Here is a 12832-nt window from a genome sequence, read left to right as displayed (position 1 = left end):
CTTTATTTAACACTTTTAAGAGCCCGTAATTTTTATATTTGGCTTTTTAATAAAAAAATTAGATGCATAAAAAGGCAATAGCAATATTTTTTACAACACTATTTATGGCGCTTATTATTGCGCCTTCAGTAATTGTTGCATTAGATGATACTATTGATACTTCTATATTTTATTCTATAACAGAAGAAGAAGAAAATGGTAAAGTAAAGAGCGTTGTGTCGCCTTTTTCGTTAGTTTCAAGTGAAACCGTTTCACACTTCAACTTAAAGAGTTCTCAGTTTTTTAGTTATAGATTTAAAACCTATCCAAAACCGCATCTCAATTTAATTTCCCCGCCCCCGGAACACATCATATTATAATTTTCGGCTTTATAGATTTTTTGAAAAATCTAAATTTCACGTTTAACACCTTTTGACTATACTCAAAGGGTAAAAAATTATTATAATATGTTTAAAACTATTAAAAACGACTTGCCTGCAAGTATCGTTGTATTTTTTGTTGCCTTACCATTATGTTTAGGAATCGCTCTTGCCAGTGGAGCACCACTCTTTTCAGGAGTAATAGCTGGAATTGTTGGAGGAATTGTTGTTGGAGGATTAAGTGGCTCTAAAGTGGGCGTAAGCGGACCAGCCGCAGGTTTAGCTGCCATTGTACTAACTGCCATTGGCGCTTTAGGCGGTTATCAAAATTTTCTAGTAGCGGTAGTAATAGCAGGTATCATCCAAATCATATTTGGAATACTCAAGGCTGGAGTAATTGGTTATTATTTTCCGTCGTCGGTTATTAAAGGCATGCTTACCGGGATTGGAATCATTATCATCTTAAAACAAATTCCACATTTTTTTGGCTATGATGCCGAACCAACTGGGGCGGATAGCTTTATGGCAGCATCAGGTGAAAATACCTTTAGCGCCATATTAAACATTACTAACAATATTACTTTAGGATCACTATTAATTGGAGCTATTGGATTAACTATCATTCTGTTTTGGGATTTAGTACTTTCTAAAAAAGCGAAATTTTTTCAAGTAATACAAGGACCTTTAGTGGCTGTAGTAATCGGAATTATTTATGTTTTTGTAACAAGTGGCAATACTGGTTTATCCATTTTACCAAAACACTTGGTTAGTGTGCCGATCCCAGAAGATGCTACCTCATTTTTTAATCAATTTAGTTTTCCAAATTTTGCTGTCATTACCAATACTGAAGTTTGGGTTGTTGCTTTTACCATCGCCCTAGTGGCAAGTTTAGAAACTTTATTGTGTGTGGAGGCTTCAGATAAACTAGATCCAGAAAAAAACGTTACACCTACCAATAGAGAGCTATTTGCACAAGGTGCTGGAAATATCGTTTCTGGCTTGATTGGCGGTTTACCAATTACCCAAGTAATTGTAAGAAGTTCTGCAAATGTACAGTCTGGAGGCAAAAGCAAATTATCAACCATCTTTCATGGCTTTCTTTTATTAGTATCAGTAATATTAATTCCACGCTTGCTTAACATGATTCCGTTATCGGTACTAGCCGCCATTTTATTGGTAGTAGGGTATAAACTAGCTAAACCGTCTTTATTCAAAAAAATGTACAATTTAGGTTGGAAACAGTGGGTTCCATTTTTCGCAACCGTAGTTGGTATCATTTTTACAGATTTATTAGTAGGCATCAGTTTAGGGCTTTTAGTTGGTATTGTAGTTATTTTATTAAAAAGCTACCAAAACTCTCACTTTCTTCATATTGAAGATAAAAGTAACGGGAAACATAAAATAAAAATGACCCTTGCTGAAGAAGTTACCTTTTTTAACAAAGGTGCTATTCTAAAAGAATTGGATAGTTTGCCACGAGATACTTATTTAGAAATCAATCTGATAAAAACTAGGTATTTGGACAACGATGTTATCGAAATATTAGAAGATTTTCTATATAAAGCAAAAGAAAGACACATCGATATCAAGTTAGTTTCTAAACGAGGTATTGTTGAAAATCCGGAAAGTTTTATAGAATTCTTTAATCAAAGACCGAAATCAGAATTAAGTTTAAGTTAAAATTAAATATCATGAAAAAAAATAAATATAAAATTTTAGTGCTTTCTGATATGAAAAAATCAACGAGCACGGTTTTAAAAAGTGCCGTTAGTTTGGCAAAAATGATTAATGGCGATATTCAAATGTTTTATGTGCGAAAACCTACCGACATAGTTGCAAAAGAAAATCAACTTTCAGCAATGAGAACCATCAACAAAGAGTATCCAAAAACAGAAAAGAAATTACAGGAGATTATAGAACCCATTTCGACCGAATATGGTGTGAACATTCAGTCTTCTTTTTCTTTTGGTAATGTAAAAGATGAAATTTTATTGTACATTAAAGAGCATAAACCAGATATTATTGTTTTAGGAAAAAGGAAATCTAAAACCTTTAATATTGTTGGAGATCGTGTTACTGATGTAATTTTAAAAACATTTGAAGGGGTTATAATGATAGCCGATAGTAAAAATACTTTAGATCCGAATGGGGAGTTGTCATTAGGCGTTTTAAATAACGTTAAAAATGCTTTTAATATAGATTTTGCTGAGAACTTACTCGAAAATGCTCAGAAACCACTTAAATCGTTCAAAATAATTAAAAATTCAAACGATTTAAAAGAAACAGAAAATAGTTTGCCAGACATAGAAACCCGAGAATATGTATTTGAATCAAACGATAATGCATTAAATAACATTTCAAAATATCTGGTAAAAAGTCATGTTAATTTGTTATGTTTAAATAGAGATTATCAGAACACAAAAAAAGCAGAATCTATAAATTCTAGTATTAAAGATCTCGTAAATAAGCTTAATGTCTCTGTCTTATTAACAGGAACGGGCATCAATTAATACAATAATCTTATTACAGATTTATAAAAGAATAATTAAACTTTAAAAGTAAAAATATTATGAAAGCACACACAAGAGAAACGCAGGCTACTATGACGCCTCAAAAGTCGTTACAATATTTAAAAGAAGGAAATTTAAGATTTCAAAATAATTTAAAAGCAAACCGTAATTTATTAGAACAGGTAAATGACACCAGCGATGGCCAATTTCCATTTGCTACCATATTAAGCTGTATAGATTCTAGAGTATCGGCAGAATTGGTTTTCGATCAAGGTTTAGGCGATATTTTTAGTGTACGTATCGCTGGAAACTTTGTAAACGAAGACATTTTAGGTAGTATGGAATTTGCATGTAAACTGGCTGGAACAAAGCTAATAGTTGTTTTAGGCCATACCAGTTGCGGAGCCGTAAAAGGCGCTTGCGATGACGCTAAAATGGGTAATTTAACAAAACTTATTGAAAAAATCACTCCAGCCGTTAACGCTGTTACAGAACCAATAGATGCTAGTTTAAGAAATTCTAAAAATTTAGACTTTGTAGATAACGTAGCAGAAAAAAACGTGCTATTAACTATCGACCGCATTCACGCCGAAAGTCCTATTCTGACCGAGATGGAAAAAAATGGCGAAATCTTGATTGTAGGTGCCATGTACGATATCAATACAGGTGAAGTTAAATTTTTTGAACACTAGGTTTTGATTTTAACCAAAACAAAAAATACCATTAAAAAGATAGTGTTACTTGCATTAGTAACACTACCTTTTATTGCTTTTAGTCAAAATAGCGACTTTGGCAACTGGTTAATTTATATTGGAAATAAACAAATAAACTCCAAATGGAATCTTCATAACGAAGTTCAATACAGAAACTATAACGCCGTTGGAGATTTAGAACAATTACTTTTAAGAACTGGTTTAGGCTATACTTTTAACGAAGGAAAAAACAATGTTTTACTAGGTTATGGCTATATTTTATCTAAAAATTATATAGATGAAACCGATGATAAAATAAGTGTTAACGAGCATAGAATCTTTCAGCAATTTACAGCGTCTCAATTTATAGGAAGCGTAAAACTGAACCATCGCTATCGCTTTGAACAGCGCTTTGTGGAAGACGATTTTAAAATGCGCTTTCGGTACTTTTTAGGCTTAAATGTTCCCATTTCCCAAAGTAGCAACTATTATTTATCGGCTTACAATGAAATATTTTTAAATACTAAAACCGCAATTTTTGATAGAAATAGGCTTTATGGAGGCATTGGTTATCAATTAAATAAAAGTATAAAACTAGAAGCTGGCTATATGAATCAGTTTTTTGAAACTTCGGGTCGTGATCAATTCAATATCATAACATTTATAAACTTTTAGTAAAAAGGTAATTACAATTAACAAACCAACACTTTTTATGGTGTTGGTTTTTTTTCTGACTTAATATAACTAAATTAGAGAGATTTTTAACCTAATAGCTATTTATATGAAGCACTTATTTACAAATATTAAAGGAGATGCATTTGGCGGTATTACAGCTGGAATTGTAGCATTACCTCTAGCCCTTGCATTTGGAGTTTCTTCTGGATTAGGACCAAGTGCCGGATTATATGGGGCGATATTCTTAAGCTTTTTTGCAGCGTTATTTGGTGGTACCAATACTCAAATTTCTGGTCCAACGGCTCCAATGACGGCAGTAAGTATGGTGGTAATAGCTGGTATTCTGGCTGCAAATGATGGCGATATAAATAAGGCCCTGCCAATTATTTTAACGGTATTTTTACTTGGTGGTTTACTACAAATTGGTCTAGGACTTGTTGGTTTTGGAAAATATATTAAGTACATACCCTACCCCGTGGTTTCTGGTTTTATGACGGCCATTGGCGTTATTATCTTGGTAACTCAAATTCTCCCGGCTATTGGATATTATCCTAAAGAAGACAAAGCCTACGTTGAAACATTTAAACCTGAGGCTGAAGCCATCATATTAGAAAACATTTTAAAAGAGGAGGCTGGAGAAGATATTTTAGTTTTAGAAGATTTTACCGAAACGGTTGACAGAGCAAGTAAAATAACCCAAGAAGACATCCTTAAAGAGTCTAAAACACTTGCTTCAAATAATGCATCAGGAGTTTTAGGAACTTTAAAAGTATTACCGCAAGCCCTTCAACAAATAAGTTGGTTGGAATTAATTTTGGCACTTGCAACCATATTTATTATTTACGGTTTTAAACGCATCACCACGGCTATACCAAGTACGCTTGTAGCCTTATTAATTGTGTCTGGAGTTGCCGTTGGGTTTGGTTTAGACTACAGACCCATTGAAGAAATACCTTCTGGGTTACCAATACCTAACCTAGAAATTATAACTAGCTTTAGTTTTACTGCTTTATCCCCCTATATATTTACCTCACTAACCCTAGCACTTTTAGGGGCAATAGATTCCTTACTAACGAGTGTTGTTGCTGATAATATGACTAAAACCAAACACCAGCCAAATAAAGAGCTTATCGGGCAAGGTATAGGTAATAGTATTGGAGCCATTTTTGGCGGATTGCCAGGAGCAGGAGCAACTATTAGAACGGTTGTTAATATAAAATCGGGTGGTAAAACCAAGCTTTCGGGAATGATAGCGGGTATTATACTACTATTTATCTTATTAGCATTAGGGCCAGTAGCATCAAGAATTCCTGCTGCCGTATTAGCTGGAATATTAATAACAGTTGGAATTGGTGTTATGGATTATAAAGGACTTAAAGCCATACCTAGTTTACCAAGAGATGCCAAAATTGGACCATTTAGAGTGAGTTCGGAGGTTATAATAATGATGGTCGTTTTGCTACTCTCCAGTTTATGGAATTTGGTTTATGCCGTAGGAATAGGTTTAATTATTGCTTCGCTTATGTTTATGAAAAAAATCGGAGATTTAACCGCGCTTAGTTCTGATGTTAAACCATTAAAAGAAGAAGCATGGAAAGATGAAATTGGTTTCCCTGAAAAATTAAAAGAAGAAGTTTTTATAAAACATATTAAAGGTCCGTTGTTTTTTGGTTCTACGAGCGATTTTCAAATACTTGCTAAACAAATCCCTAAAACAGCCTCTACGGTGGTTATTCGTTTAGAAAAAATGCCTTATATAGACCAGTCTGGGTTGTATGCTATGGAAGATGTTTTGGTAGATTTAAGAAAAGACAACATTACGGTATTGTTTGTAGGTTTACTTAACCAACCAAAATTGATGATGGAACGAATTGATATCATTCCAGATTTAATTCCGAAAGAATATTTATTTGAATCGTTCAATGAATGCCTTAGTTGGATTAAGGATAACGTTGAAGATATCTACTAAAAAAAATGCGAACTAAACAGTTCGCATTTTTTTTATATTATCATTCATTTATTGTGCATCACGCATAAATTCTTCTGCCTTTTCAACCATATTTATACTGCCGCAAATAAATGGAACGCGTTCATGCAATTCGGTAGGTTGAATATCCATAATTCTTGTAAACCCATCGCTTGCTTTCCCAGAAGCCTGTTCAGCTAAAAACGCCATTGGGTTACATTCATACAATAAGCGCAATTTTCCGTTAGGGTTTTTAGAACTTTGCGGATATATATAAATCCCTCCTTTTATCATGTTTCTGTGAAAATCAGACACCAAAGAGCCAATATATCTCGAGGTATATGGTCGGTCTCCTTCTTCCTTCTGGCAATATTTTATATAATTTTTTATGCCTTGCGGAAAGTGAATATAGTTCCCTTCATTTACAGAATAAATATTACCATCTTCAGGAAATTTCATATCTGGATGCGATAAGTAAAACGAACCGATTGCCGGATTTAAGGTAAACCCATTAACACCATCGCCAGTTGTATACACAATCATAGTAGAAGTTCCATAAACCACATAGCCTGCTGCTACTTGTTTGCTGCCTTTTTGCAAGAAATCTTCAATAGTTACTGGGGTTCCAATAGGCGTAACCCGTCTGTAAATTGAGAAAATAGTACCAACCGATACATTTACATCAATATTAGACGAACCATCTAAAGGGTCAATTAAAACTATATATTTGTTTTGGTGGTTTTCATCAATACTGTTTACCGAAATAAAATTGTCTTCTTCTTCACTGGCAATTCCACAAACAATATTTCGCTTGGTTAGTGTTTGAATAAATTTTTCATTAGCATACACATCTAATTTTTGCTGGTCTTCTCCTTGTATATTGGTATCGCCCGCAGCGCCTATAATATCTACCAATCCGGCTTTGTTTACTTCATGATTTACAATTTTAGCTGCCAATCGAATGGAGTTTAGTAGACTGGATAATTCTCCCGAAGAATATTTAAAAGAAGATTGATTTTCAATTATAAATTCGCCGAGTGTTTGATTTTTATGAGCCATATAAATGTGATTTTTATATTACAAATATCTATTTTTTTTTCATGAACTACAACGTTTTCGCATAAGATTACCTTTTGATATATTCAACTTTAAGTTATCTTTGAAATAATTACAAAATATTATGATTTTCACAATTAGAAAAGCTAAAAAAGAAGATATGCCACAGGTGCTGGCTTTAATTAATCAATTAGCACACTTTGAAAATGAGCCCGATGCCGTTATTATTACCGTAGACGATTTAGAAAAAGATGGCTTTGGCGAACACCCAGCATTTTTTTGCTTTGTGGCCGAAATAGATTCGAAAATTGAAGGCATTGCCTTGGGGTATCAACGCTATTCTACTTGGAAAGGTAAAGCCATTCATTTAGAAGATCTTATTGTTAACGAATCAGCAAGAGGCAGTGGTATTGGTTCGGCGCTTTTAGATGAAATCGTTAAATACGGCCATAATTTAGGTGTAAAACGTATTAATTGGGAGGTTTTAGATTGGAACGAACCCGCCATAAAATTTTACAAACAAAAAGGCGCCGCGATTAAAGACGAATGGCGCGTGGTACATATGGACGAACAAAGCATAAAAAACTACATTTCAAAGCTATAACATGCAAGTATTTAAATTTGGTGGCGCCTCAGTAAAAGACGCAAATGGTGTTAAAAATATTGCCGGAGTATTGCAAAAAGTTGGCTATAAAAACACACTCATTGTAGTTTCTGCCATGGGAAAAACAACCAATGCTTTAGAAGTTGTTATAAAGAATTATTTTGAAAATAGACCCGAATTACAAAGTTCGCTTCAAGAGGTTAAAAAGTACCATAATGAAATTCTGCTAGATTTATTTCCCAACGAACAGCATCCAGTTTATAAAAAAGTTGCCTCATTTTTCGACGAGCTTAACAGTTTTTTAAAATCGAACAAATCACCCGATTATAACTTTGTTTACGACCAAGTAATTGGCTTTGGCGAACTGGTTTCTACCCTAATTATTAGCGCCTATTTAAACGAAATTGGTTTAAAAAACAACTGGATAGATGTACGCGAACAAATAAAAACCGATAATTATTACAGACGTGCTAATGTTAATTGGGACGAAACTCAACGGTTAATAACGGCCAATTTTAATAAATCTGTTTTAAATATTACCCAGGGATTTTTGGGTAGCGACCCTAACAACTTTACAACCACTTTAGGAAGAGAAGGAAGCGATTATACCGCTGCTATTTATGCCTATTGCTTAAATGCCGAAAGTGTAACCATTTGGAAAGATGTTCCTGGCGTTTTAAATGCCGACCCGCGTTATTTTGAAAATGCGCAACTATTACATAAAATAAGTTACCGCGAAGCAATCGAATTGGCGTTTTATGGTGCATCGGTTATTCACCCAAAAACGCTGCAGCCATTGCAAGGAAAAGAAATTCCACTGTTTGTAAAATCGTTTTTAAATCCAGAAGCTCCCGGAACGCGCATAGGGAAAAATATAGCGCTCGAACCTATGGTTCCATGCTTTATTGTTAAGAAAAATCAGGTTTTAATATCGCTGTCATCGTTAGATTTCTCGTACATCGTTGAAGAAAATATTAGCGAAATATTCAACCTACTGCATTCCTTTAAAATGAAAGTGGATGTTATTCAAAATTCAGCCATTAGCTTTTCGGTTTGTGTAGACAATATTTACAATAATCTCGATAAATTATTGCATCATTTAAAGGCAAAATTTAAGGTTACTTGCCATGAAAACGTCTCGCTTTACACCATTCGCCATTACAATCAGGCCGCAATAAATCAAATTGAAGAAGGTAAAACCGTGTTATTAAAACAATTAACCCAAGAAACAGTTCAAATAGTAAGTAAATAAACAATTTAGTACATTTACAGGCATGAGCAAACATCAAGATACCGGATTAGTTACAGCTAAAGAAGTGGCTAAAGCAATAAACATAGATAACTATGGCTTTATAGGAACATTTATTGGTTGGCTATTAATGAAGGTGCTTAAAATATCAACGCTTAACAAAATATATAACAAAAACAAACACCTAAAAGACCTTTGTTTTTTAGATGCCATTTTAGATGATTTTCAAATTAAATTTGAAATACCTGAAGAAGATTTAAAGCGCCTACCAAAAGAAGGGCCTTATATTACGGTGTCTAACCATCCGCTAGGTGGTATTGATGGCATTTTACTTTTAAAATTAATGCTAGAACAGCGCAGCGATTTTAAAATAATAGCCAACTTTTTACTCCACAGAATAGAACCGCTAAAGCCTTATATTATGCCTGTAAATCCTTTTGAAGACAGAAAGGATGTTAAATCTAGCCTTTCTGGTTTTAAAAATGCCATTGTACATTTACGCGAAGGGCATCCATTAGGAATTTTTCCTGCGGGCGAAGTTTCTACCTATAGAGATGGCAAGCTAATGGTAGACAGACCTTGGGAAGATGCTGCTATGAAATTGGTTAAAAAAGCCGAAGTGCCAGTGGTTCCTATTTATTTTCATGCTAAAAACAGTAAATTATTTTACAAACTTTCTAAAATTAACGATACACTAAGAACCGCTAAACTGCCTTCGGAATTGTTAACCCAAAAACGTCGCGTTATTAAGGTTAGAATAGGAAAACCTATCTCGGTAGACGATCAAAAAGAGTATGTTTCACTCGATGAATTTTCAGAATTTGTACGCCGTAAAACCTATATGCTTTCAAATTCATTTGAAGACAAATCAAAAATATTAGATAACATTCAGTCAACCTTAAAAACACCTAAAGTTCCAAAAAATATTGTAACACCGGTTGAAACAAATTTAATGATTGAAGAGGTGGAAGCCTTACGAAAAGACGATTCGCGTTTATTACAAAGTAAAAACTACGAGGTGTTTTTGGCACAAGCCTCACAAATTCCGAACATTTTACGAGAAATTGGAAGGTTGCGTGAAATAACCTTTAGAGAAGTTGGTGAAGGTACTAACGAATCCATCGATTTAGATGCTTTTGATGATTACTATCACCACATGTTTTTATGGGATAACGAAAGTAATGTACTTGCAGGTGCCTACCGTATGGGATTAGGGTCTAAAATTTTTGAACGCTACGGTATTGATGGTTTTTATTTACACGATCTTTTTAGGTTTGAACCAGAATTGTTTAAAATGATGAGTCAGTCTATCGAAATGGGACGCGCTTTCATTATTAAAGAATACCAGCAAAAACCAATGCCGCTGTTTTTACTTTGGAAAGGGATTGTGCATACCACATTACGTTATCCAGAGCACAAGTTTTTAATTGGCGGTGTAAGTATAAGCAATCAGTTTTCGAACTTCTCGAAATCGTTGATGATTGAGTTTATGAAATCGCATTATTACGATCCATACATAGCGCAATATGTACATCCTAAAAAAGAATTTAAAGTAAAGTTAAAAGACGCCGATAAAGACTTTGTTTTTGATGAAACAGAAGCCGATTTAAATAAATTCGATAAAGTTATTGACGAAATAGAACCAGGAGCATTACGCCTACCAGTACTACTAAAAAAGTATATAAAACAAAATGCCAAATTAGTAGCATTTAACGTAGATCCCTTGTTTAACAATGCTGTTGATGGCTTAATGTACATTAAAATAGCAGACCTACCAGAAAGTACCGTTCGCCCTGTTATGGAAGAATTTCAAGCTGAATTAGAGCGTAAACTTAGCGAGAACAATGAAAGTTAAAGTTATTATCTAACTAAGTGTTACATAATAAATCGGAAACATTTTTTGTATTGTCTTTTATTTAAACAGACTTAAACCAATCTTGGAAATACTCGCCAACTATAGGAACCAACTTTTTTTGGCCTTCGAAAGCTCCCATTAAACTTATTATCCAAAGCACTATCATTCCTAAATTTAAAAACCAACCTAACATAGGCACAAAAGACAGAAGAAATGCCAAAATCATTAATCCTAACATTTGCCGGATATAAAACGAGGCGAATTCGTTCTTATTGTTGCTATTCATAATCAATGCTATAATCCAACCAATAAGTGTAATATGAGCAATAATTGCCACATTTTTACCATCGCTTAAAACTTGTTTGGCGTCATCAGCAAACTCAGATGCTGTTTCTTTTACATCTTCAAAAACTTCTTTAGCTTTTTCTTTAGCTTCATCTGCAAAATCTTCTGCTTTATCTACTGCTTTTTTAGCACTTTCTTTCGCATCACCTAACATATCGTTTAGGTCCTCTTTTAGATTCTTTTTATCAGCCATGGCGAATTAATTTTATTGATTACCTATCAAAGTTAATAAAAAAACAGGTCTAAATACCAGCAAGTAACTAAATAATAAACACTTAAAAATAATAAACCTTCCCTATCGTACTAACATAATTATTCCACCAAGAACGGTGACAATAAGTACAAAACGTCTGTAATTTACGTTCGAAATTAATTTAACAATATAAGCCCCTAAGAAAAACCCAACAATAACAGGTATGATTAATACCGAATTTAAAACCAAAGACTCTACGGTAATAGTTTTCCAAATAAAAATATGAAAGGGTAGTTTAAACACATTTATAATAAAGAATAACCATGCTGCTGTACCAATAAACTCGTTCTTGGGTAAACGCATGGCGAGGAAATAAATATCTGAAATGGGGCCTGCTAAATTCCCAATCATAGTAGTAAAACCAGCGAGAAATCCGGCCGAATTTGAAAACCATTTGTTGGTTGGTACGCTGGCCGATTTTCGTCTTTCCATGATAAACATAATAAATACCGAACCTATAATAATTACGGCCATTATTTGCTTAAATAAATCTTCAGAAATGTCATTACCTACCCAAACGCCTACCAAAACCCCTATAACCATTGAAGGCAACAGTTTTTTTATAAAATGCCATTGTGCATGTTTATTATAATAAACTACCGCGAAAATATCGGCGAAAATTAACATGGGTAACAAAACCCCGGTAGATGCTTTTTCGCCAAAAACAAAGGCTAAAATAACCACAATTAATATTCCGATACCTTTGATGCCCGATTTTGATAATCCTAAAATAAAAACAGCCAGAAAAATAAATAACCAGTGTACTACCGTTAAATTATACGATTGAAGAAGATTTAGATATGTCAAAATATTAAAATAGGTGTTTGGTTTTGGGTATTAGGTATTGGGTTCTAAGTTCTGGCAAAAATAGAATTAAATTATAAAAAGGCTTTATCTATTGGTTCCCAAAGTTCTATTTTATTGCCATCGTTATCTAAAATCCACCCAAATTTACCGTATTCGAACTCTTGCATGTCGCCAACAACGGTAACACCTTCGGCTTTTAAAACTTTTAGTAAGGCTTCTAAATTCTCGACTCTATAATTAAACATAAAGTCCTTTTTTGAAGGCTCGAAATATTTGGTCTCCTCAGGAAACGGACTCCATTGTGTAGAACAATCATTACCTTCCTTATCCTGCCACCAAAAGGTACTTCCATAATCGTCTGTATTAAAACCTAAATGTTTTTGATACCACGCTTTCGCAGCTTTTGGGTCTTTAGATTTAAAAAACAACCCACCAATACCTGTAACTCTTTTTTTCATTTC

General features: G+C 33.8%; 13 protein-coding genes. 9 read left to right on the top strand and 4 right to left on the bottom strand.

The genetic code is table 11. The features are described from left to right. Positions 1-62 precede the first annotated feature (62 nt). From ACFQ0I_RS04305 to ACFQ0I_RS04280, 6 genes are all read left to right on the top strand, one after another. On the top strand, positions 63-359 hold the full coding sequence (locus ACFQ0I_RS04305; RefSeq protein ID WP_379939684.1) for a hypothetical protein: 297 nt from the start codon (positions 63-65) through the stop codon (positions 357-359). An 87-nt stretch (positions 360-446) separates the two neighbouring features. Beyond that, positions 447-2039, top strand: a complete 1593-nt coding sequence (locus ACFQ0I_RS04300; protein WP_379939682.1) for a SulP family inorganic anion transporter — start codon at positions 447-449, stop codon at positions 2037-2039. 11 nt (positions 2040-2050) lie between these two features. After that, entirely contained in the window at positions 2051-2869 is an 819-nt protein-coding gene (locus ACFQ0I_RS04295) for a universal stress protein (protein WP_379939680.1), read from the top strand. Positions 2870-2928: 59 nt separating this feature from the next. Further along, positions 2929-3561 (top strand): carbonic anhydrase family protein, encoded by a 633-nt coding sequence (locus ACFQ0I_RS04290; RefSeq protein WP_379939677.1) that lies wholly within the window; start codon positions 2929-2931, stop codon positions 3559-3561. Between the two features lie 3 nt (positions 3562-3564). Then, a complete protein-coding gene (locus ACFQ0I_RS04285) occupies positions 3565-4236 on the top strand; it encodes a DUF2490 domain-containing protein (protein ID WP_379939675.1) in 672 nt (223 codons plus the stop codon). A 106-nt stretch (positions 4237-4342) separates the two neighbouring features. Then, positions 4343-6205, top strand: coding sequence for a SulP family inorganic anion transporter (locus ACFQ0I_RS04280; protein ID WP_379939673.1), 1863 nt, complete (start codon positions 4343-4345; stop codon positions 6203-6205). Positions 6206-6253: 48 nt separating this feature from the next. On the opposite strand, the gene fbp is transcribed toward ACFQ0I_RS04280, so the two are convergent. Next, on the bottom strand, positions 6254-7261 hold the full coding sequence (fbp, locus tag ACFQ0I_RS04275; protein ID WP_379939671.1) for a class 1 fructose-bisphosphatase: 1008 nt from the start codon (positions 7259-7261) through the stop codon (positions 6254-6256). Positions 7262-7382: 121 nt separating this feature from the next. Here fbp and ACFQ0I_RS04270 point away from each other — a divergent pair, with 121 nt between their 5' ends. From ACFQ0I_RS04270 to ACFQ0I_RS04260, 3 genes are read left to right on the top strand one after another with little or no spacing between them, the layout of a single operon-like run. Beyond that, positions 7383-7862 carry a GNAT family N-acetyltransferase gene (locus ACFQ0I_RS04270; protein ID WP_379939669.1) on the top strand — a complete coding sequence of 160 codons (480 nt, stop codon included), beginning with the start codon at positions 7383-7385 and terminating at the stop codon, positions 7860-7862. A 1-nt stretch (position 7863) separates the two neighbouring features. Continuing rightward, a complete protein-coding gene (locus tag ACFQ0I_RS04265; protein ID WP_379939666.1) occupies positions 7864-9114 on the top strand; it encodes an aspartate kinase in 1251 nt (416 codons plus the stop codon). A 22-nt stretch (positions 9115-9136) separates the two neighbouring features. Continuing rightward, positions 9137-10966 carry a GNAT family N-acyltransferase gene (locus ACFQ0I_RS04260; protein WP_379939663.1) on the top strand — a complete coding sequence of 610 codons (1830 nt, stop codon included), beginning with the start codon at positions 9137-9139 and terminating at the stop codon, positions 10964-10966. A gap of 61 nt (positions 10967-11027) precedes the next feature. Here ACFQ0I_RS04260 and ACFQ0I_RS04255 read toward each other — a convergent pair whose 3' ends face one another. The 3 genes from ACFQ0I_RS04255 to ACFQ0I_RS04245 form a co-directional block, all read right to left on the bottom strand. Further along, a complete protein-coding gene (locus ACFQ0I_RS04255; RefSeq protein ID WP_379939661.1) occupies positions 11028-11504 on the bottom strand; it encodes a YtxH domain-containing protein in 477 nt (158 codons plus the stop codon). A 102-nt stretch (positions 11505-11606) separates the two neighbouring features. Continuing rightward, the gene (locus tag ACFQ0I_RS04250) at positions 11607-12371 is read right to left on the bottom strand and encodes a sulfite exporter TauE/SafE family protein (protein WP_379939659.1); all 765 of its coding nucleotides are present in this window, start codon (positions 12369-12371) and stop codon (positions 11607-11609) included. Between the two features lie 71 nt (positions 12372-12442). Continuing rightward, positions 12443-12829 carry a VOC family protein gene (locus ACFQ0I_RS04245; protein ID WP_379939658.1) on the bottom strand — a complete coding sequence of 129 codons (387 nt, stop codon included), beginning with the start codon at positions 12827-12829 and terminating at the stop codon, positions 12443-12445. Positions 12830-12832 lie beyond the last annotated feature (3 nt).

This window comes from Mariniflexile aquimaris (assembly GCF_042676825.1).
GTDB classification, from domain to species: Bacteria; Bacteroidota; Bacteroidia; order Flavobacteriales; family Flavobacteriaceae; genus Mariniflexile; species Mariniflexile aquimaris.
This window is presented reverse-complemented; position numbering and strand designations above follow the sequence as displayed.